Raw genomic sequence first — 24,136 nt, 5'->3', positions numbered from 1 at the left:
TCGCCCCGTGTCCTGGGCCGCCGAGCCCAAGTGGCTCGGCTCCATCCCCTGCGTTCACCCCAAATCACATAGGAGCACCACATGTCCGACCTTGCCATGCTTACCTATATTGCCGTGCTGATCGGCATCGCGGTCCTGGTCCACCGGTTTTTCCCTGCACCGCATATCCCCGACCTTGCCACCGAAAACCGGGGTGTCGGGTATTTGTTTCTCCTATTTTTCTTCGTCACGCCGGTTCTGTGCTCGTACTTCCTGGCGGATCAAATCCGGATCTGGACCGATCCCTGGGCGTCACCGGACGCCATGGAGCGGATTGCCCAGATCGTTGGGGCCATCGTCACGATCTTCATCGTCATCCGCGGGATAACTGTCTGGTTCTTGCTCGTATGTCTCGGGGCTATCGGGTATGGCGTCCTGGAACTCATCATATATATCATCCATGGATAGAATAGCTGGCATTGGAGGAGTGACGAACCGACGCAATATGATCCGTCAGCCAGTCGGCAAGAGGCCGATGGGGATTACGATCGGGCAGACAGCGTTGACGGCGACGATGGCCAGGTGAAGTCCGAAGATCGCCGCTACCATCCCATGTTGAGCATGGTTGGCCGAGGTATAGCTACAATGCAGACAAATTCCAGCTCCTAGCCTCGAGGCTGAATATTTGAAACGGTGGGTCACCAACTATGAAATCGATATGGCTGCCTTATGGGGTACTGTACTTTGAAGTGCAGCGACCCATAAGTTAACGAAGTCTAGATAGACCCAGGCTGGGCCGAGCAAGCCTCGGTAGGTACAGTCCTTGTGTTTAGCCGAATTTAGATCAGTTTTCCATGCGGATCGTCCCACGGTTCCGCGCTATGATTCGTAAAATGTTCAGGTGTTTCAGCGCGCGATTGCGTGCCCGCATCGCCGCCGTCGCCGCGCGTATTGCGGCCCGCAGCGGTTGAGGTCCCACCACGAAACCATTCCTCGCCCAGTTCGACCCTCTCCTCCTTCGTCGTATGATCCAGCGCGTATTTGATGGCGCCAGCAACCTCTGCCATCTTTATGTTTTGTCCGAGTTGACGGATAGCAAGCTCGCCTGTCTTTCGAATAAGATTCTGCTGCGCCTCATGCAGCGCCTGCGCCGCGCGTTCAAGCTCGGTCGCTGGTTCTCGTTTGGTTCTCTTACTCATAATTTCATCCTCTGTGTTTGCTTCTTTCTCTGCAAGTCAGTGAAATGCAGAAGGAGGCACGTCGCCGCCTGAGTTCATCATTTGGATTTCGAGTGAAAGACGCAAATGGCCATGCGAACAGCCACGCAAACAGCGTGCCGAGCTATATATGTTGTATCAGCAACGAAAAAGTTGCGCGCTTATACAACGGTGGAAATTTGGGCGTTCAGTGCGCCTGCGGGCCTCGGGCCGTTGGCCGGCACTTCTCGCGATGGAGGCCTGCCATGAGCTTTTATCATTTTCACGCAAAGGTCATTGGCCTGGGACGTGGCCGCGGCAAAGCAAAGGGTGGCAAAATGAGGGCACGAGGGGCGCGCTCCGCCATTGGCAAGGTAGCCTACTGTACTGGTTTGAAACTGTCCGACTACTCGACCGGGGTGTCCTGGACTCGCCGAACGAAAGGGCAAGTAATATGCACAAGAATCATGGCGCCTGCTGGTGCACCGAGCTGGATTTTTGACCACGAGAAATTATGGAACTCGGTCGAAGCGCGGGAAGTAAGATATGACGCACAGTTCGCACGCGAGCTTGAACTCGGCCTTCCGCGCTTCTTGTCACCAGAAGAACTTATCGAGCTTGTCGAGTCATGGACCAAAAAGGAACTTGTTTCACTTGGCATGGTCGCCGACTTTAGCATCCATGTTTCTCTTGCCGCCGACGGCGAGAGGCAGCCACACGTGCATATTATTCTGACGACACGGAAGCTCAGAACGGACTGTCCACCGGGCCAAGTCTGGGGAAACAAGGACAGGAGTTGGAATAACCGGAAACTCCTGAAGTATTGGCGTCAATCATGGGCAGACGCGCTCAATGAAGCGATGATCGCGCACGAGTTGGATGCTCGCGTATCGAGCAAAAGCTATGCAGCTCTGGGGCTCCATGAGTTACGGCCACAGCCAAAAATCGGACCTCGCGGCAGCCAGGCAAGGAAACGCGGCTCGCATCGTCTGGATACCTTGCGAGTTCCACCTTTACCTGTAACCCCGCTCACCGGTGAAACAGTTCCTGCGAGCAGGGCTACCGAAGGGCAAGAGCAGGAAGAATTACAACCGGCAAGGGGCAATAGCCGCCCTGAGCAAAGCAACGAACTTGAGCGTTTGACCGCATGGGATTCATGGCAAGCAGATCGTATTAAAAGCCTTTTCCGCGATCCATCGCTCATTTTGGCGGCACTTGATGCGGAGGCCCACCAGACACTCAGCTATGCCGATATCGCGAAAAAAATTCGGACTCTGACAGGTGGAAAACTTACGAAAGGAGAGACCTTTGGCCTGATTCGTATATTGGAGGAATCCGGAGCCATCATCCCATTGACGACACGGGCCGGGGTTAAAGGTGGATTATATACAAGTGAGACGGCCCTCGCGTCAGAGCTTTCAGTCCTCAAATACGCCATAGAAATATGGGGCGAGGATAGCCTCAGCCGCTCGGCGAGAACTGTTTCACCCGACCATGGGCTTGTGTCAGACCAAACCGAGAGAATGATGGATGAGATCCTCCACGGCGGGCGCCTGTGCACGCTAATCCGGACAAGGGAAAATGATGAACATAACCGGTTGTTGCCCGAGTTGGGTCGTGCGTGGTTGGCATCAGGATATAGACCAATTGCTGTCTCCTCGACGACACAGGCGGCGCGGAGGCTGGGTGCCCGAATTGGCGGGGTAGCATTCTCGATGCCAGTGCTCCTGCGGCAGTTGGTCGAAGGTACAACCTGCATCGATGATCGCTCCGTGCTGATCGTTGATCAGGCGCACCTGCTTTCGGTGTGCGACACGGCAAAGTTGCTTGAGACCGTAGCCCCAAGCGGCGCGACCATGCTTCTATCGACCAGCAAAGGACAAGCGGGAACAACCGCTATCGCCTCGCCGTTTCATATGCTCCACCTGTTGGGCCCGAGCGGTGCCGATCTGACCGAAACAAGCCACCATTCAAACCCGGTGTACCGGATCGCGGCGCGGCTCGCGAGACATGAACAGTACCGCCCGGCACTGGGGCTTCTGGGCCATATGAACGCTCTTTATTGTGTGGAGGACCGGGCCGCAGCACTTGAGCAGGCGGCAAAGGTGTGGGTCGACGCGTCTACGGTGGGTTCGGTTGTGGCAATTACCGCTGCGCCGCGCCTTACTTTAGAATTGAATCGGGCGATTCAGGCGGAACTTGCCTCGAAGCAGGGGTATCTTGGCAATGTCCTAGCAAAGTGGAATAGTTCCGCGCTGGAAAATGGCTCGAATCACGCCCAGCCGCTAGGTCCTCCGCTGATTGAATTTAAGGTGGGTGACCAGGTCGTGTTTCGTGAGGCCTGCATCGAGCTTGGTATACAACCGGGGACCGTCGGAATCTTACGTGGTTTAAGCCAGAATCACCCCAAAAAAAGCTTCGTTCTGGAAATCGGCGGTATAAAAGCCCCCCGTATGGTCGTGATCGACCCATCCGAGTGCCGGAATCTGGATCTTGGTTATGCCATCACTGCTGAAGCTGAAACAGTTCCTATTCCCACGGTCGACCATGTGATCGGGCTCGTGTCGCCTGAGTTCGACAGCCCAATATTGCGTTATGTCCTGGACCGGCACCGCCATGATATCCGCCTATATCTGGCGAGATCGGATTTCGAGGGAGCCGAGAGCGGCTTAGACGCGGTTAAACAACTTGGCGGAAGGATTGCCGCCTCACCCACGGGCAGGAACACCCGCCGAATATACGATGAAGGCGTCTTGCCGCATAGTTTGCATGCAGCAGCAGGACGGAGCTTAGCGCAGGTTACTGGCCTGGGCGCTGCGGTTTTCGTGGGGCTGCGGCGACTCTGGCGTAAGCGGTTGAATTCGATGAGTATCAGCGTACGTGCGTTCCGCGAGCACGTCCTCAATGCAAGAACAGCATGGCACGGAATCAAGACACCTGCCGAGGAAACAAAAGCTACCCTAGTTCCGCCGACAAGTATGGCCCCTGAAGAAAACCAGTCTAGCCCGATGGACGATAGTTCTCCAAAATCGAGAGGCACGGCCGGGAGCATGTCCTCAATGCAAATGCCAAAAATCTAACAAGCAATTTTGTACCTTGCTGCAGATGCACGTCGATGATTCATGTCCAGCTAACAGCCACTTAATTACGTATTTAATCGTAAAATTTACACCGAAAATTTGCTTCTTTCACTACTGCGTCACCAAAATGAAAAACAAGGATCAATACTTGGTGAAATGATAACGATGACGACGCAACTAGACCTGGATGATACGCCCCGTTGCCTGCAGCGTACGGAAGGACCTCGGTGCTTCCGCGAATGTCGAGATCCAGAAGCATCAAATCATCTTGCGCGTAAGATGCATGGATCAATGCATACCATCATTGGTTCTGGAGAATCACCATGAGTGGCGATTCCTCCTCCACATTGTCAACTATCCCGCCTCTTATGACGGTCGACCAAGCTGCCAAGCTGCTGAGTTGCGATCCGGAAACGTTGTACCGGGCAATCCGGCGCGGGAGCTTGGAGTGTTACCGGCCAGGTGGTCTCATCAGAATCTCAAACAACCAATTGCTAAAATATATGGAGTTTCCACAATGCCCCGCCCGCGGACCGAAAAGCCCAGACTTGAATGGCGCCGCGGAAGCTGGTCCATCCAATTCTGGGTCGGAGGAACCCGTCGCCGGATTGCGACAGGCACGGCGGATGAACAAAGTGCTAAACAATTCCTAGCCGATTTTGAAGCAAAGCAAGATCGTGCTCCACGGCAACTGACGGTTACTCAGGCACTCGATCGGTATGAAACCGCGCGTGAAGATAAAGTCGAGGCCGTGGGTCGTCTCAAAGAAGCAGCGCGGGCAATCCGTCGTGATCTTGGTCATTTGCGGGTTGACCAGCTCAACCAAGCCCAGTGGGACAAATATGCGGCCGGGCGCATGACACGGCCGCATCGCAAGGTTGACCCAACGAAGCACGTACCGCGCAAGGTCTCCACGGGCACCCTCAGGCGCGAGTTCAATGTTCTCAGGGCTGCCATGCGGCTGGCATGGAAGGATGGATTTCTTGCATTGCCTCCCAACCTGACGCCACCGAGCGACTCTTCGCCACGCGACCGTTACCTGACGAAGGATGAGGCGCGGGCGCTCATTGCCGCCTGTATCACGCCCCACGTCAAAGTGTTCCTTTCGCTTGCCATATTCACTGGGGCCAGGAAGGGTTCGATCCTGGCGCTGACATGGGACCGGGTGAACTTTGTCACCGGGATGATCGATTTCCAGGAACCGGGCCGTCGGGTGACGGCTAAGCGTCGCGCCGTCGTCCCGATGAATAACAGTTTGCGGATCGTCTTGGAGGAAGCGTACAAGGTCCGGCAGTCCGACTATGTCGTGGAGTTCAATGGCAAGCCGGTTCCAAATGGATTACGCTGGTCGTTCGCACGACTTTGTCAGCGTGCTGGCTTGACGTGGAGGCCAACGCCACATCATCTCAAGCATTCCGTAATTTCATGGCTCGCAATGGACCGTATCCCGATTGACCAGGCTGCCGACCTCGTGGCAACAGACCCTGTGACATTGCGTCGCACCTACAAGAAGTTCGACCCTGCTTATTTGCGGTCCGTTACCGCCGCACTAGAACTTTAGGTTCGGGCCACTAAATTTTATGAATGACGCAATAGGTCCCCTGAGTCACTATCAAAACGGACCATGTGCATTTTGGCCGTTTCGGGCCGTAAGCCTTGACCGCTCCGAAAACCGCTAAATTTTTGGACAGAAACATCGGTCGAAGGCAACGGTCGTGCGAGTTACCGGCGTCAGCACGATGATGACCATAATCATGCCGTCGCGCTGCTGGTCATCAACCCGCCTTATAGACCGAACCGTTCCCGCATCTCTTCGGCGCGTACAGGAGCCGTCATTCAGCCAGAGCCGGCCGCGGGGCTTCTGCTTCTGAGGAACCTTCAGCCCTTCCCGGCGCCAGATCCGCTGCACTCGGTCCGTGCCAACCTCCCATCCGGCAGCCCGTAGCAACGCTGTGATCCGCCTATAGCCGTATCGGCCGTAGTTGCCGGCCAGGGCGATGATGGCCTGTGTCAACTCATCCTCATCAGGGCGAAGCTGGGACACGTAACGTTGTGTGCCGCGGGGATGGTCCAGCAGGCGGCAGGCGTGACGCTCCGAGAGATCGTAGCTCTCCCGGATATTGGTCACCGCCTGCCGGCGCCGTTCAGGGCTTACAAATTTCCCGCCGCGACGTCTTTGAGGATCTGCTTCTCAAGCGACAGATCCGCCACCAGACGTTTTAAGCGATTGTTTTCCTTCTCTAATTCCTTCAGACGCCGCGCCTGGTCCATATCCAGCCCACCGTACTCTTTCCGGTAGCGGTAATAGCTCTTGTCAGAGATCCCAGCCTCTCGGCAGGCAGCTTGGATCGTCTTGCCCAGGCCGGTTTGCAACTCAATCTGCCGGAGCAAAACAACAATCTGCTCCGCGCTCATCCGTTTCGTCGGCATGCAAATGCCTCCTGTCTAAACCAGTTTGTCTCAGTTCAACTGGTTCAAAAATCCCCAGGTAGGCCAAGATTGAACGGCGGACGGGATTGTCCCGGAACACGATCCGCAAATATTTACGGTCGGATGCGGTAGAGCCGCCGTTCAAACTTCCCGACGGCCAAACAAGCTGGACCCATTTGCCGAGAGGCTGACGGGATGGCTGCGGCAAAAGGCCGGTAAGTCGCACAAGCAGAAGCGCACGACAAAGCAGATGCACGCCGACCTAGTCGTCTTGGGCTACGACGGCTCCTACTGGCGGGTGGCGGCGTTTGTTCGCTGCTGGGAGAACGGCAGCGCGAGTTGCAGACCAGTAGCTGCGGAACCTTCGTGCCGCTGGTCTTTGCGGCTGACGAAGCCTTCCAGTTCGACTGGAGGGAGGATTGGGCAGTCATTGCCGACGAGCGGACCAAGCTGCAGGTGGCGCACACCAAGCTATCCCACAGCCGGGTCTTCATCGTCCGAACCTATCTGCTGCTATGGACAGGCTCGTGGCGTGGTGGCCGCCGCTCGCTATGAAGCGCGCAAATTCGGCGTCTACTCCGCGATGCCGTCCGTCACGGCACAGCGCAAATGTCCGGAGTTGATCTTCCGTGCCGCCGCGTTTCGATGTGTATCGCGCCGCGTCACAAGAGATACGTGCGATCTTTGCCGTACAACATGCCATGAAACGATCTCTTGCCAAGGAAATATTGACCCAAGTCAACAGGCTTATCGCAACCGATCGAATGGTAACATTAAATTTGACCGTGGAGCGGGGCAAAGTCGTCTCAGTCTTTGAATCTGCACCGATTTCACCAGAGGAGCGGCTTACCGCCGCGATGGGGCGCGCCGAAGCAAGGGAAGAAACGCTCCAGTAAATCGCATGATAGACTGCGTGACTCAGGTATTACTTGCAAGATCACAAAGGAAGGGGTGCCTAGTCGGCACCTCTTTCTTTGTTTTTAACACAAGTGTGTTAGATGCTATCACTCACTACAAATTTGGATTGCTCGCGTTGTGAGGCATCATTCTTCACCATCTTGGTACAAATGATGAGGCCTACCACGGTAAGGATACACAGCATGATCAGCACGCCCCAATTCAGATACCACACATTCGACAAGGGGCGCGGCCAGACCTCGTTTATGGCTTCAAGAATCAACCACGCGGCGGCCGCGTAGGCGACGGGATTGCTCCACCGGCCCAAGCTGAACGCCCCCGGCTCCCAGGCCCCCCGCCGCCTTGCATAAATGAGCCCCAAAACCGGCAGTGAGTAGCAGATATAATACCCAACATTGGAAAACGAGATAAGCAGGGAATAAAGCTTCGTCGTGTTGATGAAAAGCAAAGCGCCGGAAATGAGTGCCGTCAGCAGAATCACGCGGCGCGGTAAGTGCTCCTGCCCGGAAAGCTTCACAAGAAATGTAGCGCCGGGGATGATATTGTCACGCGCCGTTGCCCACACGGTACGGCTTAGCGCAGTCTGCACCGCGATCATACCGGAGGTAAAGCCGACAGCAAGTACGATGAGCGATGCCCTGCCGACAGCCGGGCCAAAGCTGCTGATTAAGGTAGAGGAGATAGGATCGGCGATATTGCCCGACATCACCGAGGTGAAATTGGGAATAGCGAGAATGATGGCCGTGCACGCATAGATGACGAGACCGCCCACCGCGGCCAACGCCAGAATCATCGCCTTCGGAATCGCGCGCCGCGCCTCGACGACCTCCTCTGCGATCGAACCGGCGATTTCAAAGCCGCAGATCGAATAACCAGCGAAGGCGACGACCTCGGTGAAGTTGACCACCAGCCAATGGCCCGTCGAACCATGGTTTGTTCCACCGCCGCTGAACAGAATGGAGAATGGGTTGACATGATGGAACAGAAGCAACGCGGTACCGATACCGGCAGAGGCCGTCAACTCGCAGCACAGCGTAAATGTCAGCAGGGTTTTAAGGAAACGTCCCGCAACCATGTTGGCAAACGAACCGAACGCGAGAACGAGCAATGCAACGCCAATGCTGAACATCTCGGACGGGGCATTGACGCCAATTGCACTCAGCAGATAACCCGCCGATGCCAGCGCCAAAAAGGTGAGTGACAGCACCATTCCCCATATATAGGCCCAATTCGCAAACCACCCGTATCGCGCGCCGCCAAGCTGGCTCGCCCATGCATAGACACTCCCCTGGAACGGCCAACGGGAAACCAACTCGCCAAACACACAAGCAACGAGAAGCTGCCCGACGAGAACAAGCGGCAAAGACCACAAAAATGCCGGCCCCGCGGACATGAGGCTGATGGAGAAGACCGAATAAATACCAAGAATCGGCGAGATATTTGAGAAACCAAGTGTAAATGCCGACCAAAGGCCGAACTCCTTCACCGGCTCATTAGGCTTGGCTCCCGCCTGCGCAGGGAGCGCCATATTCAACTCCGACATGACAATTTCCTTTTCTTGAGGCGAGAGAAGATGGTGGCCGCGTGACATGCTTGTTTCTTGATTGGTTTTAAATTCTAGAAGGTAATTCCTGCCTCAAGGCCGCTTTGGAACAGATTGGCGCTGCGCCCGTCCGTTCCCCAGGCGACATTCCCATCATCCGGGCTGAAGGTGCCTTTGTTCAGCAGGTGCATATAGCCGACGGAGGCGCGGACGAAGAGGTCCTTATATTGCCATGTCGGCGTGAGTGAGAGGCCGAAGCCTTCGGCATGTGGCGCGATGAACCAATGGCCCGCGCCGGTGGAGGTGAAATATTCAGCCATCCCGCCAAGCGAATAGGGCGAAGAGCCGAACGTATAGTCGCCAAACACAGCAGCGCCGAAAGTGCTTGTATATTTCTCGATACCGATCGCCTGGTCCGGCTTGGCATAAACATACTGCACTTCGGGAATCAGGTTGAGATTGCCGTTGGTGTATATGTAATATGCACCGAATGTCTGCGAGTTGACGAGGTAAGCACCATAGCCCGCGACAGTGCTTTGATTATAGGTCTGCGCGTTCAGCCCGGTACGGCCAAGCTCGCCGCCATAATAGAGACTTAAAACATTATTACTGTCGAAGCTGTAGGAGACGAGCGCCTGCAGGAAGTTGAAAACCCGAGTGTCCCAGCCATCGCCAAATTGAACCGTCGCAGCCAGCGGGCCATGCGTATATGTCGCCGAAACGCCGACATTCTGCCCGTTCTCGACATAAAGCAGCGCGCTGGTGAACAGGTTCGGGTTGTTCCAATCCTCCCCGCTCTCGTACCCTTCAAGAGAGTTAAGCTGGCCGACAGAAAGCGTAACCGGCGAGCCCGGCGGCGAAATCGTTATATAACCAAGATAAATCGGACTTGCCCGGTAGACCGTAATGCTCCCCTTGGCCGGCACAACACCAAGAAACGGCGCACCACCTTGGGGACCAATCTCCAACGTAAATTGAAGCGTTCCCGTCGTCTTCTGTAATTTGAACAGCGCATTGCCAAGGTTCGCGCCCGTGGTCTTATCACCAACAGCGCTATTGCCGGCTTCGCCACGGCCAGACGTGCCTGACTGAGCATAAAAATACCCGTCTGCACCGCCGGAAAATTCCAACTGCCCCAGCGGGCCGCCGTCAATATCAATCGAGGCCGGCGGCGTCATCGCCAGCGCGCCGTGCATAGCGAGAAGAGAGCCACCCGCCGCCAGCGCAAAGCCTGGTCTCATCTTTTTCATTCATCACTCCTGTTGTTGGGAAACGCCCGTTATTTTTGTAAAATACGAAAGTCGAAATTTATGTTCGATATTAAAATGTAATTAAACGAATGCGCTGCGGTCTCTGACCACGTGCATGCCGTGATCTTTCGGCCCTTCGAGAATCCCATCACGTACCACAACTTGACCACGCACCATGGTAAGCTGCGGCCAGCCTGTAATCTCCATACCCTGGTAAGGCGTATAATCGGCCCCGTCATGCAACAGATCATGCGTCAGCATGACCTTCCGCTCGGGGTCCCATATGGCGATGTCGGCGTCCGACCCGATCGCAATCGTACCCTTGCGCGGTGCCAACCCGTACATCTTGGCTTGGTTCGTCGCAGTCACGGCGACAAACCGATGAATATCGATACGGCCTTTCATCACGCCTTCAGAAAACAGCAGCGGTAGACGCGCGGCAACGCCGGGTATCCCATTCGGCACCCAACGGAAGCTGGTACGCCCGCGCAGCGCGAGCTTGCCCTTCGGGTCGTCATACCGGAACGGGCAATGGTCCGAGGAAAAGATGGAAAACACGCCGCGCTCCAACCCATCCCAACAAGCAAGCTGGCTTGCGCGGTCACGGGGCGGCGGGGAGCAGACATATTTGGCCCCTTCCATATTCAAGCCATCGAGATCATCCGCCGTCAGGAACAGATATTGCGGGCAGGTTTCTCCAAAAACTTTAAGTCCTTTGCCCTGGGCGCGAAGAATCTCATTCATAGCCTCCCGGTTGGAGACATGTACAATCATCACCGGCACATCGGCAATTTCCGCCAGCGCGATGGCGCGATGGGTTGCCTCCCTCTCCACGGCGATCGGCCTGGACGCCGCATGAAACTTCGGCGCCGTATTGCCCAACTGCTCCAGCCTGTCAGTCAGAAACCGGATAGCGTCGTAATTTTCCGCATGGACCATAACCAGCGCGCGGGATTTTCGCGCCGTCTCCATGACCTTGAGCATCTCCAGGTCGCTAAGCGCCAACCCTTCATATGTCATGAAGATTTTGAAGGAGGTGTAACCGTCCTCGACCAGAGCTGGCAATTCCTGCCCGAGCAGCGTCTCCGTTACATCGCTGATAATCAGATGAAACGCCACATCGATATAGCATTTCCCCGCCGCCTTCGCATGGTACGCCTTCAATGCCTCGTGCAGAGAACGTCCTTTTTCTTGCAGACAGAACGGTAATATCGTCGTGTTGCCGCCAAACGCAGCCGACCTTGTACCCGTCTCGAAATCATCCGCCATCACGATGCCCTCACCCGATGGCTGGGACAGATGCACATGCCCGTCGATGCCGCCGGGAAGCACCCATTTCCCGGCCGCGTCGATCACCTCCGCTGCATCGCCAAGCTCCATACCGAGCGCGGCGATGCAGCCATCCTTAATACCTATATCGGCAAAGAATGTGTCCGACGCGGTGGATATCCGGCCACCGCTTATCACAGTGTCAAACCCGTTCATGACAATATCACCTTCGGCATGAGCTTAATTCAGGGCAGCACCTCAGTGCATTGCCGACCCGCCATCCACATTGATGCATTGCCCGGTAATGAACGTCGCCTCCGGGCTTGCCAGAAAAATAATAGCCGCGGCGACCTCCTCGGGCTCTCCGATCCTCTTCATCGGGTTGCTCATCTCCTCCTGACGGAGAGATTCAGGAATCGCATCAAAATGCAGCAAGGGTGTGTTAGTCGGCCCCGGCGCCACCGCGTTGACCTGAATTCCGGGCGCAAACTCCCGCGCCCAGGCGCGCGTGGCCGCGATGACCGCACCTTTGGTCGCACAATAGCAGGACATTTGTGCCCGCCCCAGGAAACCAAGTTCGGAGGCAACGTTGATGATGCGCCCGCCTTTTGGAATATGCCTGATTGTCTCGCGTGTCATGAGGAACATACCGCGGATGTTAACGCCGAATATGCGGTCGAAATCGTTGATGTCGAGTTCCGGCAGCGGCGCTTCGCCATCCGTACCCGCGCAATTGACTAGAATATCGATATGACCGAGCTGTTCCACTACCTCCGCGACGGCCGCCTTCACCGATGCCTCGTCACGCAGATCGACCGCAATCAACGGAACAACGGCATCCTCACCAGTATTAATGTCGAGCCCTATGACCTTATGACCGGCCGCCAAAAATTTGCGGCTGGCGGCACGGCCAATTCCACTGGCCGCACCTGTTACGACAATCGTCTTGACTTCACTCATTGCTTGACGGCCTCAGGGGTTACTTTGGCGATGATGGAATTATCAATAGAACTGACCGCAGAAAGCTTCTGGGTGGCGGCGCCATTTTCCAGATTCAGCTCCATGATCGTATTGAAAATGTTGTAGAGAGCACCGGGGCTCCCCGGCTTACCTAGCGCCGCCACGGCATCCTGGTAATCGATATAATGTACGCCCTTCAGGCTCTGTAGGAAATCCGTCGTAGAAAGGCTGTAATGCGGTGCGGCAAGCTTAGCGAACCCGGCCTGGTCTTTCTCAAAATAGGCAGTCGCCTGATACATGCCTGTGAGTAGCTTCACATATTTCTCCGGGTGCGCCTTCAAATCCGCCGTGCGGACTTCAATGATGTCCACGACATAGCCGGGATACTCCGCCGACGAACTGATAATGTGCGGGTGGCGTTGCGGGTTCTGCTGCACCGTCTGAGACATTTGTGGCTCGGATGTGGCGACAGCCGCGACTTCCTTGTTCGAGAAGATCGCAACGGCGTCCCCCGCTTCGGACTCACGCAACTGCACATCCTTAAGTGAAAGGCCAGCCTTTTTTAAATCCATCTGCAGCAGCAGCATCGCGGGCAGCGTCGGCGACTCAGCCAGAATCTTGCCCTTGAGGTCCGCCGCTGTTTTGATCGAGCCATCGGCAACAGTGCCGTCGCCGCCAAGGGATTCATCAACCTCCCCGATAATGGTGCCGCCTGTGAGGCCCTTCGGCAGATCCTGATATTCACCGACGGTGAACATCGCCATATCTATATCACCCCGGTTGAGCGCCGCCATGATCGTCGGCACGTCATCCTCGAACGTCACGGAGACATTCAGTCCCTCCTTCTTATAATAGCCCAGATCCTGCGCGACCATGACCGGTGCGAAGCCGGACCACACAGGGGATAACACGCGGATCGTGTCATCCGCTTTCGCGGGGAGTGCCGCGGCCACGGCGAGGAACACGGCACTCGTTGCCATCAGAATACGACGAAACTTCATGTTGTTTCCTTACAGGTTATAAAAAGTGAAGCAGGCTCATCAGGGCATGACGGTTCCGCAATTCGGGTCAAGCGTCTGGCCGGTATATGCATCCCCATCATCGGTCACGAGAAACAGCACGGAACGCGCGACATCACGCGGCGCCCCCCAGCGTTTCAGCGGAATACGCTCCCGGAATTCATCCAAATATTCCGGGCCGTTCTTGAAACGGTCCGTGGCGGTCGGCCCCGGCGCCACCGTATTCACGGCGATGCAAGGGGCTAAGGCCAGTGCGAGAGATTTTGTCATCGTCCGCAATCCCGCCTTCGCGGCGGTATAATGCGGTAGTTCCGGATCTCCACCATAAGATTGCTCAGAAGAAATATTCACGATGCGTCCCCAGCCCGCCGCACGCATATGCACGGCGGCGGCACGCGCCAGAAAAAATGGCCCCCGCAGATGCAGTCCGATCATCTCATCAAAATCGGCTTCGGTAATGTCCTCAAGCTTCTGATGGCGAGAATGCCCTGCATTATTGACCAATATGTCCAGCCGCCCGAACCGCGCTGCTACCCGCGCCACCAATGCCTCGCATGCCGCCGGGCTCGTCACATCGGCGTCAAAGTTTGAGGATTTTCCGCCAGCTTCTTCAATTTCCTCCGCAAAGCCGCGTGCTTCATCTTCACGCCGGTAATCCGCGACCGCGATGCATGCACCTTCCTGTGCAAGCTCCCACGCGATCGCCCTACCGATGGAGCCGGTTCGTGCCGCCCCGGTGACAAGGGCAACCCGCCCTTCCAGCCGCTTCATATAACGGGCTTGCGTGGATCAACGGTAAATCGGCTGAAGGATAAGGAAGAAACTTCCGTCATTGAGCTTGGCCTTTCGATTTCGAAACACGGTTTCACCCGCGTCGACGAAAATCGTTAAGGCAAGCTCCGTGCCAAATTTTTGTCTACGCCGTTTCTGACGTGTTCAACGCGCGCAGCACCGCCGCTTCTGTCTCCCTCGTATGCTCGTAGAGTAGGCGGCTGACGGCGGCATCATCATGTTCGCAAAAAGCTCGAATCAGCGCTTCGTGTTCGGCGCTCGACTCAGCCCAGCGCGCCTGCGTGAGATTCGCCATGGAGCGCGCGCGCAACACGCGCCCCTGCAAAGACTGGTACGTGGCGAGCATTACCTTGTTCCCGGCGAGCCTGACGATCTCATGATGAATCGCCTGATTGTCGCTAAAATAGCGCGTGCGCTCGCGCGTATAATAGTGCCCCATCAACTGCTCGTGCATATCGCGCAAGCGATTGATTTCAGAAGAGGATGCACGCTGGCACGCCAACGCGCCCGCCGCCGGCTCAAGGATCGAGAGCAGTTCGAAAAGCTCGGCGATCTCATCGGAATCAACCGGACTGACGAGCGGCGCGCGATGCGGCCGGAGATGGACAAGATTCTCCGATGCCAGCACCTTCAACGCCTCACGTAACGGCGTGCGGGAGATACCAAGACTGCCGCATAAATCATTTTCAGAGATCGTCGCCCCTGGCGGCAACTCCCCCAATTGAATCATCTCACGCACCTTGGTCACGATCTGCTCATGCAGGGAAAGCCTGACGACGGGTGTCACCTGACCCAGCGAAGCCGTACCGGACTCCATATCCCGATCCTCGTCCAAGGCCGACTCCGCACTCATTCTAATCCTCACATAAGCCTCCAAAATACCCATAATGCCCAAAAATAAACATAATACGACTATATATTAATCACAAAAGGCACGAGTATCTAAAAATATGCCATTTTAATTCATAATATCTAATTGCGTATTAAGTTTACCTCGTGCTTTAAACTGCCACCTACCACTTCATAACGCGAATCGCGAAACAGCGGAGCTTTTCATTGCCCGATACTCAATGCATGCTGATGGATCAGATGACCTGGCCGGAATGGAAGGAGAAGGTCGCCGCTGGCGCCCCCATCCTCATCCCCGTAGGGTCAACAGAGCAGCACGGCCCGCAACTCCCTCTCGGCACAGACGTCGTCATTCCCAGATCAATATGCCAGCGCGTCGCACCAGCCATCGGCGCCATCGTCGCGCCGGCCATCGCCTATGGCTATAAGTCGCACCCCAAATCCGGCGGCGGCCAGGCTTTCCCCGGTACCACCAGCCTCGATGCACATACGCTCGCCCTCGTCATCCATGATATCGTGTGCGACCTGGGCCAGCACGGTGCGCGCCGCATCGCCCTCATCAACGGGCATTTCGAGAATGCCTGGCCGATCGTCGAGGGCCTCAACCTCGCCATGCGCGATCTCAAGCGCGACGGCATTACGGATATGGTATTGCTCCGGTTGGAACTTGGCGATTTCCTATACCCTGAGACTCTGACGCGCATTTTTCCAAACGGCTTTCCCGGAACCGAGCTGGAGCATGCAAGCCTGCTCGAAACCTCCCTCATGCTCGCCCTCAGCCCGGACCTCGTTCGGCAAGAACGCATCCCGACGGATGGCCCGGCGAAGTTCCCGCTCTATGACCGCTTGCCCTTCGACCAGACTCTCGTGCCGCCCTCCGGCGTTCTTGCCGATGCGCGCGGTAGCCGGGCGGAAATCGGGGAGTGGATGCTCCGCGACCATGAGGAGCTGGTGACAAAGGCGCTGCGCGAAGGCTTCGGTCTTTCATAAGACAAACGATGAATACAGACGGAGCGCATAGCATGGAGCATCGATTGTAATGGCTGACACAGGGCGTCCCCTCGCCGATAATGGAGGGATCATTCCTATGGCACAACCAGGACGAAAAACCAGCCCCCGTCTTCTCGCGCTTCGCCGCCCCCTACCATCATGGGTGGCGCATGGCATCGCTATCGCAACATGTCTGGCGCTGCTCATCCTGTGGGAAATCACCGTCGATCTCGGCTGGACCAATCCGATCTTCCTGCCCGCCCCCAGCACCATCATAGCCACAATGTGGGACATGAGCGTGAACGGTAACTTGCTGCCAAATACGGGCGTCTCCATCGCCAGGGTCGCCGTCGCTTTCGCTCTCTCCGCCATTATGGCCGTGCCCATCGGCATCGCCATGAGCGTCTATCGGCCAATCGGCGCCGGTCTGGAGCCGGTCATCGACTTCATCCGCTACCTTCCCGTCCCCGCCCTCGTACCGCTCAGTATCATCTGGTTCGGCATCGGCGAGGAGACGAAGATCTTCCTCCTCTGGCTCGGTACGTTCTTCCAACTCGTCCTCATGGTCGCGCAAGACACAGATCGCGTGCCGCATGAATATTTCGAGATCGCCTCGACATTAGGCGCCAAACCTCTCGAAATTCTGCGCCTCGTCGCCATCCGTGCTATGCTGCCGAGCCTGGTCGACAATCTCCGCATCACGCTCGGCTGGTGCTGGACCTACCTCATCATCGCCGAGATCGTCGCCTCCAATAGCGGACTCGGCTTCGTGATCTGGACCGCTCGGCGCTTCATGGAGACATCCCAGGTCATGGCGGGTGTCGTGATGATCGGCATCATAGGCCTCGTCACCGACCAGCTCCTCCGCCGGCTTCACAAAAAGATGTTCGGATACATGCATTCATGACCATGCCGTACCTGCAGTTCAATGACATTACCAAGACATTTGGTAACCTCGATGTCATTTCCCCGCCGTTTAGCCTCACCATCCCGCATCATCAGTTCATGGTATTCTTGGGCCCTTCGGGCTGCGGCAAAACCACGCTCATGCGCATGGTCGGCGGACTTGAAACGGCGAGCACGGGGATGATCGCGCTGCAAGGCGAAGCCATCGGCGAGCCGGACAGCCGCCGCGGCATGGTCTTCCAATCCTATTCCTCTTTCCCCTGGCTCACCGTGGAGGAGAATGTTGCGTTCGGCATGAGGTTCCGGCACGACCTGACGAAAACGGAAAAGCGCGACCGCGCCCAGCACTATCTTGAGCTTGTCGGATTATCGAATTTTGCAGCAAGTTATCCCAACCGTATCTCGGGCGGCATGCGTCAGCGTGTCGCCATCGCACGCACCCTGGCGGCTGGTTCAGAGATTCTGCTCATGGACGAACCGTTCGGCGCGCTCGATGCGCAAAGGCGCGAGCAGCTTCAGGTGGAGCTTCGCCGTATCCAGAAGGAAGAGCGCAAAACGATCATCTTCGTCACACATGATGTCGAGGAGGCCGTCTATCTCGCCGACCGCATCATCGTGTTCTCCCAGCGCCCAGCCTCAATCCTAGAGGATATTGATGTCACAGCACAGATTGGCGACGATCGTCTGCTAGAGCTACGCGAGTCGCCCGAGTTTCTGAAATTGAGAAGTTCAGTCTTGCATACCGTTCGCGCTGCCCTGGGGAGCACTCAATGACCAGTTCCATCATTCGCGGCAAATACGTCATCACCCGCGCCCTCGGCCGTCACACCGCGCAAATCATCGAGAATGGCGCAATCCTTCAACGCGGCGGCCGCATTGAGGAAATCAGTGATTTCGTAGCGCTGGCGGCGAAGTACCCCAATCTGCCGGTCATCGGCACCGGCAACCATGTCGTCATGCCAGGCTTCGTCAACGGGCATCACCATGTCGGGTTGACGCCTGTGCAATTGGGCTCGCCCGACATGCCGTTGGAGCTATGGTTCGCAACGCGCATGGTCACGCGCGAGGTCGATCCTTACCTCGACACGCTCTATTCTGCCTTCGAGATGATCGCCTCCGGCGTCACGACAGTCCAGCATATCCACGGCTGGGTACCGGGCGATTTACCGAAGATCGAACATGCCGCGAACGAGGTCATTCGCGGCTATGAGGCGATCGGCATGCGCGTCTCCTACTGCTACGCACTGCGCGACCAGAACCACCTCGTCTACGGCCCCAACGACGCATTCACCGCAAGCGTTCCCGATGACATCAAGCCGGCGCTTCAGCGCCATTTCGGCAGGTTTCAACTCGGCGCTGCCGATCTGGTGCAGCTTTTCGAGCAGTTGCGTAAGACGCACCACGGAAAATCCCGCGTGCGCCTGCAACTCGCGCCAGCCAACCTGCATTGGTGCAGCGACGCGGCGTTGGAACTCCTGGCCGAAACCTCCGCCCGGCACGACGTGCCGATGCACATGCATCTGCTGGAGACCCCCTACCAGAAAGAATATGCGAAGCGCCGGGGCGGCGGCACGGCCGTGGATTATCTGGCAAAATTCGGCCTGCTGAATTCCCGCCTTACGCTTGGCCATGGCGTCTGGCTGAGCGAGGGTGACATAGAGTGCCTTGCCGGTAACGGCGTGCATGTATGCCATAATTGCAGCTCGAACTTCCGCCTTCGCTCAGGCATCGCCCCTCTCAACCGCCTGGAGGAAAAAGGCGTCAACGTCGCCATCGGCATCGATGAAGCCGGCATCAACGACGACCGGGACATGTTGCAGGAGATGCGCATGGTACTGCGCGCGCACCGTACCCCTGGCATGGGGGACGACGTGCCGGGCATGGGCCAAGTACTCCGCATGGCGACGGCCGGCGGCGCCCTCACCACGCCTTACGGGTCAGAGATCGGCACGCTCACCCCCGGCATGGCGGCCGACCTTGTCATGATCAACTGGTCGCAAATCAGCTTCCCCTATCTCGACGAGGAAACCCCGGTGCTAGACGCCGTGCTGCAACGCGCCAAAACGCAAGGGGTGAATACCGTGATGGTGGAAGGCGAAATCCTCTATCAGGACGGGAAATTCACTCGTATCGACCAAAGCGCGATGCTGCACGAGCTTGCCGGCCGCCTGCGCCGCCCGCTCAACGCGGAGGAACTGGAGCGCCGTAACCTCGCGCACCTCATCCTTCCCCATGTCCGGGCCTTCTATAAGGATTATTTCAACCCCGCGGACCATGTTCCGCATTACCGCCAAAGCTCACGCTTCTAAAATTTTTCAGCGCCCGTCACAACAAAAGGTCTTCTGCTTATGCCTTCCAATGTCAGGCTCGGCATGCTTACGCCGTCCTCCAACACCGTTCTCGAACCCATGAGCACCCGCATCGTCGCCGGGCTACCCCATGTCAGCGTGCATTTCTCACGCTTCCGCGTCGTCGAGATTTCTCTCAAGGAGCAAATGCTGGCTCAGTTCGACGAAGACGTGATCATGCAGGCCGTCGAGCGACTGGCCGAGGCGCGCGTCGATGTCATCGCCTGGAACGGCACCTCCTCCGGCTGGCTCGGCCTTGAACGCGACGAGACACTCTGCCGCCGTATCAAGGCTGCCACCGGCATTCCGGCGACAACATCCATGCTCGCCCTCAATGAAGTTTTTGCCGCCTCCGGCGTGCGGAATTACGGCTTGATTACGCCGTACACTGACGATGTTCAGGCCCGGATTCTCAGCACATACGAAGGGTTAGGCTATCGCTGCGCGTCAGAGGTTCATTTCCGCCTGCAGGAGAATTTCTCCTTCGCCGAGGTCGGTGACGCAACGATCCTCGATGCCGCGCGACAAGTCGCCCTGCACAAGCCTGACGCGATCGCGGTCATCTGCACGAACCTGCGCGCCGCGCACCTGGCCGAGCCGCTGGAACAGGAATACGGCATCCCCGTTTACGACACGGTCTCCACGGCCGTCTGGGGCAGCCTGCGCATCGCCGGCATCCCGACCAACCTAGTCACAGGATGGGGCAGCCTCTTCCAAAAACCTTGGCTGAATCAAACGAGAAAGGCAATCTGACATGATATCCAGCCCGTTTCCACAGCCGCAGGTTCCGCCCGGCACCGTATCGGCCGACCTCGCCGGGAAGCACGTCATCGTCACTGGCGTCGCCGGTGGCATCGGCGGTTGCGTCGCCCGCCATTTCGCCGCCGCCGGCGCGCATGTCTCCGCCGCTGACATACGCGAGCAGGCACTCCGCGCTGTGGTCGAAGACATCAAATCCACCGGTGCCTCGATCCAGGCCATACCCGTCGATATCTCTAATCCCGACTCCGTGCGGGCGATGACGGACGCTGCCCGCACCGCCTTTGGCCCTGTCGATATCCTCGTCCACGCCGCAGCCATCGACGCTCCGCGCGGGCTGGCCTGGGAACTCGACGATTCGCACTGGCAGCGCATCATCAATGTCGACCTGAACGGCTCCTTCTGGTGCGCCAAATCCGTCATCCCGGAAATGATCGAAAAACGGCAGGGGCGGATCATCCTGATCAGCTCAGTGTCGGCCAAGATCGGCTCAGCCAGCACCTCCTGCGCCTACAACGCCGCGAAATCCGGCGTCATCGGCATGGTCATCGGCCTTGCCAAGCAGCTTGAGCAGCATAATGTGCTGGTGAACGCGGTCGCTCCCGGCTCCATCGGCACAGGCGAACCAATGATCGAGGAGGAAATTACCTTCGAGGTCGCCAATTACCCTTTGCCGATCGTCGGGCCGGACCCGGTCGCCCGCGCCTGCCTCTATCTCGCGGGCAGCGGCGGAAGCTGGACAAGCGGCAGCGTGCTGAATGTCAGCGGCGGGCGCCTGCACGGCTGGTAGTCATTTGACAATAAGGTGATCCCGTCATGACAATGCCGCACGTCAAATTGCCCAACGGTGTAAGCGTTCCCGCCCTAGGGCAAGGCACCTGGTACATGGGCGAAACCGCCGCCAGCGCGAAGGCGGAGGTCACCGCCCTGCAGACAGGCATCGAGCTCGGCATGACCCTGATCGACACCGCCGAAGCCTATGCCGACGGTGGCGCCGAAAAAATCGTCGGCCAGGCCATCGCAGAGCGGCGCGATAAACTATTCCTGGTCAGCAAGGTACATCCGCAAAACGCTTCCGCCATGGGGCTTCCCCGCGCCTGCACGCAAAGCCTGCGCCGCCTGCAGACTGAACATATCGACCTCTACTTGCTGCATTGGCCCGGCCCCCACCCTCTGGCTGAAACCGTGGAAGCCTTCGAGCGCCTGCGTGACGCCGGGCATATCGGCGCCTGGGGTGTCTCCAATTTCGACACCGATGACATGGCGGCACTCACGCAACTGCCCGGCGGCGGCAACTGCGCGACCAACCAGATACTCTACAATCCGGAGACGCGCAGTATCGAGTTCGACCTACTGCCCTGGTGCCGCTCCCGTTCGATGTCGATCATGGCCTACTCCCCGCTGGGGCATACAGGCAGCCTGCTGCACAACCCAACTCTCACCGAAATCGGCAAACGGCATAATGCAATAGCGGCGCAGGTGGCCCTGGCCTGGAGCATCCGGGACGGCGCGACGATATCAATACCGAAGTCCGGTTCCCTCCCGCATGTCCGCGAAAACGCCGCCGCCGCTCGCATTCAACTGACCACGGAGGATCTGGCGGCAATCGACGCGGCATACCCGTCCCCGCGCCGCAAACAACCGCTCGCCGTCTTGTAATAAAGGCATTGGAGCTCCCCCAAGCTCTCAATTATCGAGGCCGGGAAATGTTCCGATCCATTGATCTGATACGAGAAAGCCGGTCTGCCCGATCCGCTGATCCTGAGTTTCTACTTCAGCCTCCGCGACGACCAGATCACGCAGTTCGTCCTCCAAAACAAAACTACATCAAAGGTGGATCGCTTCCAAGCGGGTTGGACCACCACCGTCTGAATGCCGCGCCAATAATAAATAATGCCGTCGTGTTGGCGCAGGGACATATTTTAATCCCGTGCAATTATGGCAATATCACTTGCCAGACACCCGCGCCGACAGAAACAGAATTATCGTGGGTTTCGTGCCTGGCCGATTTCAAAAAATCCGACAGCACGGTTTCCTTTTTCGGGGTATTAAAATCACGTCCCCTACCCTCTTATATTGAGGTGACCGAACCCATTGGCAGTGGGGGGTCATGAGTTTTTCTCGACGTGTCTCCCTGAAACCGACAACCCTATTTTCGTAGGCACGCCCGGTTTGAGCATGAACAGCCGGGAACCAATACCGAGTGCAGCAAAGGACCTTTCCATATCCTCCCCGCTCTGGCTGAAATGCCGCCAGCCATCGAAATGTAACGGGACAATGACCGCATCGGAAAAGGCCGCGGCGGTCTCGATCACGTCATTGACGTTCATCGTCAGATGGAATGGCCCGCGCGTTTGCGCCGCGCCCGCGAAGGGCATGACAACCGTCGGTTTGAATCGCCGCGACACCTCGGCGACACCCTCATACCAGACGGTATCGCCTGTAATATAGACGGATGCTTCGTCGTCATCCCCCAGGGTCAGGACGAAGCCAATCACGTCTCCGGCAAACGGCTCGATCCCCGCCGGCCCGTGGCGCGCGGGCGTGGCGGTGATGATGAGCTGGCTGTCATCCGGCTTCGTCAGCGTCACACTGTCCCACGGTTTTAACCCTTCCGCGTTCCCGCCGAGCCTGCCGGCACCGGTGACAGTCGTCAGCGTGCGATTTGCCGTTGCCAGAAAGTCCCGCCCAGCATGATCCAGATTGTCTGCATGCTGGTCATGGCTGAGCAGCACGGCATCCACGTTTCCTATGGCATCGGCACTTACGGCAGGATTGGCCGTTTTGACGAGCGTCACATGCGGAAGAGAATATTCTCCCGGCGCGTCAAAGGTTGGGTCAGTGAGCAACCGAAAGCCACCAATCTCGATGAGCGCGGTCGGCCCGCCAATCAACGTGAGTTTCAGCCATGTCATCGAGCGGCTCCTTGTCTTATCATCTGTCGGCCGGGACGTGTGACCAGATAGATGCCGGCCGCGACGGGAATGATGCCCAGAAAATCCTGCGGCGCCACGTGCTCACCAAGTACCAGCCAGGCGAAGAACATGCTGAGTGGCGGCATGGCGAAATGGAACGAACTCGCTTTCGAGGCGCCACAAATCGCCAGCAAATGAAACCAGAGCAGCGACGCCAAAATCGACCCGCCGAGCACCAGATAGGCGAAGGCGCTGATGAGTTGAATGTCCGGCCTGATCTGGTTCACATCGGTGAAAACCAGTGCGAACGGCAGCAACACGAGACCGGACGCCAAATTCTGTACGCCATTTCCAATCCAGAGATTGCCTTTCGGGGCAAGCAGCTTGAACAAGACGGTTCCGGTCACGATGGAGGCGAGCGCGGCGACTGTTAAGAGGATGCCGGTCAGGCCGTCGGTTCCGGACGAAAGCCGGTGCGCGACAATGAGGGCCACGCCACCGATACCAAGTGCCATGCCAAGAATTTTCCGCCAGGTGAGCGGCTCGCCCAGAAGCAGGGCCGCCAGGATCGCCGTGAACACCGGGTTGGCGCTAACGATCAACCCGCCAAGGCCCGCCGAGACCGACCGCAGCCCGGTATAGGCCAGGCCGAGGTAAAGGGCGTTGTTCACGACTCCAAGCAGGGCGAACACCCACACATCGCGCCATGACAATGTCCACAGGCCACGCCACCCGGTGGAGAGGCCAAGGATCAAAATGCCCGCGAGCGAAAACCGCGACGTAAGAAGAATGAGGGGCGGACAGTTCATGACGCCCACCTTCCCCGCGACGAAAGCGAAGCTCCACAGCAGGCAGAAGGCCGTAATAGTGACCGGCAAAAAACTGGTGGCCGGACGTGCGATAGTGCCGGTGGATGAGGCGGACATGGTGAGT

The 24,136-nt window shown here is 57.4% G+C and carries 22 protein-coding genes and 3 pseudogenes; 13 read left to right on the top strand and 12 right to left on the bottom strand.

Annotated elements, in window-relative coordinates:
* The first annotated feature begins 81 nt into the window (after nucleotides 1-81).
* The gene (locus tag BUB54_RS00345; protein ID WP_048880425.1) at nucleotides 82-447 is read left to right on the top strand and encodes a hypothetical protein; all 366 of its coding nucleotides are present in this window, start codon (nucleotides 82-84) and stop codon (nucleotides 445-447) included.
* A 371-nt stretch (nucleotides 448-818) separates the two neighbouring features.
* Here BUB54_RS00345 and BUB54_RS00340 read toward each other — a convergent pair whose 3' ends face one another.
* Entirely contained in the window at nucleotides 819-1,178 is a 360-nt protein-coding gene (locus BUB54_RS00340) for a hypothetical protein (protein WP_048880426.1), read from the bottom strand.
* 17 nt (nucleotides 1,179-1,195) lie between these two features.
* On the opposite strand from BUB54_RS00340, the gene BUB54_RS00335 reads away from it, so the two are divergent.
* From BUB54_RS00335 to BUB54_RS00325, 3 genes and pseudogenes are all read left to right on the top strand, one after another.
* A complete protein-coding gene (locus tag BUB54_RS00335; protein ID WP_139284731.1) occupies nucleotides 1,196-4,255 on the top strand; it encodes a MobA/MobL family protein in 3,060 nt (1,019 codons plus the stop codon).
* 323 nt (nucleotides 4,256-4,578) lie between these two features.
* Nucleotides 4,579-4,752, top strand: a pseudogene (locus BUB54_RS21975) (helix-turn-helix domain-containing protein); the annotation flags it as partial.
* A 20-nt stretch (nucleotides 4,753-4,772) separates the two neighbouring features.
* Nucleotides 4,773-5,816 (top strand): tyrosine-type recombinase/integrase, encoded by a 1,044-nt coding sequence (locus BUB54_RS00325; protein ID WP_048880428.1) that lies wholly within the window; start codon nucleotides 4,773-4,775, stop codon nucleotides 5,814-5,816.
* Between the two features lie 171 nt (nucleotides 5,817-5,987).
* Here the strand turns inward: BUB54_RS00325 and BUB54_RS21360 are convergent.
* A pseudogene (locus BUB54_RS21360) lies at nucleotides 5,988-6,685 on the bottom strand (IS3 family transposase); the annotation flags it as partial.
* 68 nt (nucleotides 6,686-6,753) lie between these two features.
* On the opposite strand from BUB54_RS21360, the pseudogene BUB54_RS20110 reads away from it, so the two are divergent.
* Nucleotides 6,754-7,198 (top strand): annotated as a pseudogene (locus BUB54_RS20110) (IS21 family transposase); the annotation flags it as partial.
* 19 nt (nucleotides 7,199-7,217) lie between these two features.
* Complete coding sequence (locus BUB54_RS21970) at nucleotides 7,218-7,502, top strand: Y-family DNA polymerase (RefSeq protein WP_373318341.1); 285 nt, start codon at nucleotides 7,218-7,220, stop codon at nucleotides 7,500-7,502.
* A 177-nt stretch (nucleotides 7,503-7,679) separates the two neighbouring features.
* Here the strand turns inward: BUB54_RS21970 and BUB54_RS00300 are convergent, their stop codons facing one another.
* The 7 genes from BUB54_RS00300 to BUB54_RS00270 all read right to left on the bottom strand — a co-directional run bounded on the left by BUB54_RS00300 (nucleotide 7,680) and on the right by BUB54_RS00270 (nucleotide 15,271).
* Nucleotides 7,680-9,146 (bottom strand): APC family permease, encoded by a 1,467-nt coding sequence (locus tag BUB54_RS00300; protein ID WP_048878747.1) that lies wholly within the window; start codon nucleotides 9,144-9,146, stop codon nucleotides 7,680-7,682.
* Between the two features lie 74 nt (nucleotides 9,147-9,220).
* Nucleotides 9,221-10,396: an outer membrane beta-barrel protein gene (locus BUB54_RS00295; protein ID WP_048878748.1), complete on the bottom strand. Its 1,176-nt coding sequence runs from the start codon at nucleotides 10,394-10,396 to the stop codon at nucleotides 9,221-9,223.
* 81 nt (nucleotides 10,397-10,477) lie between these two features.
* Complete coding sequence (gene hydA, locus BUB54_RS00290; RefSeq protein ID WP_048878749.1) at nucleotides 10,478-11,881, bottom strand: dihydropyrimidinase; 1,404 nt, start codon at nucleotides 11,879-11,881, stop codon at nucleotides 10,478-10,480.
* Nucleotides 11,882-11,923: 42 nt separating this feature from the next.
* Nucleotides 11,924-12,625: an SDR family NAD(P)-dependent oxidoreductase gene (locus BUB54_RS00285; protein WP_048878750.1), complete on the bottom strand. Its 702-nt coding sequence runs from the start codon at nucleotides 12,623-12,625 to the stop codon at nucleotides 11,924-11,926.
* Nucleotides 12,622-13,626 (bottom strand): ABC transporter substrate-binding protein, encoded by a 1,005-nt coding sequence (locus BUB54_RS00280; protein ID WP_048878751.1) that lies wholly within the window; start codon nucleotides 13,624-13,626, stop codon nucleotides 12,622-12,624. Before BUB54_RS00280 ends, BUB54_RS00285 begins: the two co-directional genes overlap by 4 nt.
* A gap of 39 nt (nucleotides 13,627-13,665) precedes the next feature.
* Nucleotides 13,666-14,415 (bottom strand): SDR family NAD(P)-dependent oxidoreductase, encoded by a 750-nt coding sequence (locus BUB54_RS00275; RefSeq protein ID WP_048878752.1) that lies wholly within the window; start codon nucleotides 14,413-14,415, stop codon nucleotides 13,666-13,668.
* Nucleotides 14,416-14,560: 145 nt separating this feature from the next.
* Nucleotides 14,561-15,271 carry a GntR family transcriptional regulator gene (locus BUB54_RS00270; protein WP_158320102.1) on the bottom strand — a complete coding sequence of 237 codons (711 nt, stop codon included), beginning with the start codon at nucleotides 15,269-15,271 and terminating at the stop codon, nucleotides 14,561-14,563.
* 239 nt (nucleotides 15,272-15,510) lie between these two features.
* Between BUB54_RS00270 and BUB54_RS00265 the strand changes: the two genes are divergently transcribed.
* The 7 genes from BUB54_RS00265 to BUB54_RS00235 are packed head-to-tail and all read left to right on the top strand — an operon-like array spanning nucleotide 15,511 to nucleotide 21,947.
* Nucleotides 15,511-16,275, top strand: a complete 765-nt coding sequence (locus tag BUB54_RS00265) for a creatininase (RefSeq protein ID WP_048878753.1) — start codon at nucleotides 15,511-15,513, stop codon at nucleotides 16,273-16,275.
* 49 nt (nucleotides 16,276-16,324) lie between these two features.
* Nucleotides 16,325-17,182: an ABC transporter permease gene (locus BUB54_RS00260; RefSeq protein ID WP_052948355.1), complete on the top strand. Its 858-nt coding sequence runs from the start codon at nucleotides 16,325-16,327 to the stop codon at nucleotides 17,180-17,182.
* Nucleotides 17,179-17,955: an ABC transporter ATP-binding protein gene (locus BUB54_RS00255; protein WP_048878754.1), complete on the top strand. Its 777-nt coding sequence runs from the start codon at nucleotides 17,179-17,181 to the stop codon at nucleotides 17,953-17,955. Before BUB54_RS00260 ends, BUB54_RS00255 begins: the two co-directional genes overlap by 4 nt.
* A complete protein-coding gene (locus BUB54_RS00250) occupies nucleotides 17,952-19,490 on the top strand; it encodes an amidohydrolase family protein (RefSeq protein ID WP_048878755.1) in 1,539 nt (512 codons plus the stop codon). The genes BUB54_RS00255 and BUB54_RS00250 overlap by 4 nt, the downstream gene beginning before the upstream one ends.
* Before the next feature lie 39 nt (nucleotides 19,491-19,529).
* On the top strand, nucleotides 19,530-20,282 hold the full coding sequence (locus BUB54_RS00245) for a maleate cis-trans isomerase family protein (protein WP_048878756.1): 753 nt from the start codon (nucleotides 19,530-19,532) through the stop codon (nucleotides 20,280-20,282).
* Nucleotide 20,283: 1 nt separating this feature from the next.
* Nucleotides 20,284-21,078: an SDR family NAD(P)-dependent oxidoreductase gene (locus tag BUB54_RS00240; protein WP_048878757.1), complete on the top strand. Its 795-nt coding sequence runs from the start codon at nucleotides 20,284-20,286 to the stop codon at nucleotides 21,076-21,078.
* Between the two features lie 26 nt (nucleotides 21,079-21,104).
* Complete coding sequence (locus tag BUB54_RS00235; protein ID WP_306309134.1) at nucleotides 21,105-21,947, top strand: aldo/keto reductase; 843 nt, start codon at nucleotides 21,105-21,107, stop codon at nucleotides 21,945-21,947.
* A 27-nt stretch (nucleotides 21,948-21,974) separates the two neighbouring features.
* Here the strand turns inward: BUB54_RS00235 and BUB54_RS21745 are convergent, their stop codons facing one another.
* The 3 genes from BUB54_RS21745 to BUB54_RS00225 all read right to left on the bottom strand — a co-directional run bounded on the left by BUB54_RS21745 (nucleotide 21,975) and on the right by BUB54_RS00225 (nucleotide 24,129).
* A complete protein-coding gene (locus tag BUB54_RS21745) occupies nucleotides 21,975-22,103 on the bottom strand; it encodes a hypothetical protein (protein ID WP_264798140.1) in 129 nt (42 codons plus the stop codon).
* A gap of 293 nt (nucleotides 22,104-22,396) precedes the next feature.
* On the bottom strand, nucleotides 22,397-23,203 hold the full coding sequence (locus BUB54_RS00230; RefSeq protein WP_048878758.1) for an MBL fold metallo-hydrolase: 807 nt from the start codon (nucleotides 23,201-23,203) through the stop codon (nucleotides 22,397-22,399).
* Nucleotides 23,200-24,129 carry a DMT family transporter gene (locus BUB54_RS00225; RefSeq protein WP_048878759.1) on the bottom strand — a complete coding sequence of 310 codons (930 nt, stop codon included), beginning with the start codon at nucleotides 24,127-24,129 and terminating at the stop codon, nucleotides 23,200-23,202. Before BUB54_RS00225 ends, BUB54_RS00230 begins: the two co-directional genes overlap by 4 nt.
* Nucleotides 24,130-24,136: the final 7 nt, after the last annotated feature.

Source organism: Acidocella aminolytica 101 = DSM 11237 (genome assembly GCF_900129125.1).
Classification (GTDB): Bacteria; Pseudomonadota; Alphaproteobacteria; order Acetobacterales; family Acetobacteraceae; genus Acidocella; species Acidocella aminolytica.
Note: the sequence above shows the minus strand (reverse complement) of the source record. Positions and strands in the feature narration are given on the sequence as shown.

Bases quoted from the DNA above. Each gene is read 5' to 3' on its own strand.
- BUB54_RS00235 (WP_306309134.1), top strand. From the start codon at position 21,105: ATGACAATGCCGCACGTCAAATTGCCCAACGGTGTAAGCGTTCCCGCC.
- BUB54_RS00240 (WP_048878757.1), top strand. From the start codon at position 20,284: ATGATATCCAGCCCGTTTCCACAGCCGCAGGTTCCGCCCGGCACCGTA.
- BUB54_RS00260 (WP_052948355.1), top strand. From the start codon at position 16,325: ATGGCTGACACAGGGCGTCCCCTCGCCGATAATGGAGGGATCATTCCT.
- BUB54_RS00300 (WP_048878747.1), bottom strand. From the start codon at position 9,146: ATGTCGGAGTTGAATATGGCGCTCCCTGCGCAGGCGGGAGCCAAGCCT.
- BUB54_RS00245 (WP_048878756.1), top strand. From the start codon at position 19,530: ATGCCTTCCAATGTCAGGCTCGGCATGCTTACGCCGTCCTCCAACACC.
- BUB54_RS00255 (WP_048878754.1), top strand. From the start codon at position 17,179: ATGACCATGCCGTACCTGCAGTTCAATGACATTACCAAGACATTTGGT.
- BUB54_RS00340 (WP_048880426.1), bottom strand. From the start codon at position 1,178: ATGAGTAAGAGAACCAAACGAGAACCAGCGACCGAGCTTGAACGCGCG.
- BUB54_RS00325 (WP_048880428.1), top strand. From the start codon at position 4,773: ATGCCCCGCCCGCGGACCGAAAAGCCCAGACTTGAATGGCGCCGCGGA.
- BUB54_RS00275 (WP_048878752.1), bottom strand. From the start codon at position 14,415: ATGAAGCGGCTGGAAGGGCGGGTTGCCCTTGTCACCGGGGCGGCACGA.
- BUB54_RS00225 (WP_048878759.1), bottom strand. From the start codon at position 24,129: ATGTCCGCCTCATCCACCGGCACTATCGCACGTCCGGCCACCAGTTTT.
- BUB54_RS00265 (WP_048878753.1), top strand. From the start codon at position 15,511: ATGCTGATGGATCAGATGACCTGGCCGGAATGGAAGGAGAAGGTCGCC.
- BUB54_RS00280 (WP_048878751.1), bottom strand. From the start codon at position 13,626: ATGAAGTTTCGTCGTATTCTGATGGCAACGAGTGCCGTGTTCCTCGCC.
- BUB54_RS00250 (WP_048878755.1), top strand. From the start codon at position 17,952: ATGACCAGTTCCATCATTCGCGGCAAATACGTCATCACCCGCGCCCTC.
- BUB54_RS00295 (WP_048878748.1), bottom strand. From the start codon at position 10,396: ATGAAAAAGATGAGACCAGGCTTTGCGCTGGCGGCGGGTGGCTCTCTT.
- BUB54_RS00230 (WP_048878758.1), bottom strand. From the start codon at position 23,203: ATGACATGGCTGAAACTCACGTTGATTGGCGGGCCGACCGCGCTCATC.
- BUB54_RS00345 (WP_048880425.1), top strand. From the start codon at position 82: ATGTCCGACCTTGCCATGCTTACCTATATTGCCGTGCTGATCGGCATC.
- hydA (WP_048878749.1), bottom strand. From the start codon at position 11,881: ATGAACGGGTTTGACACTGTGATAAGCGGTGGCCGGATATCCACCGCG.
- BUB54_RS00285 (WP_048878750.1), bottom strand. From the start codon at position 12,625: ATGAGTGAAGTCAAGACGATTGTCGTAACAGGTGCGGCCAGTGGAATT.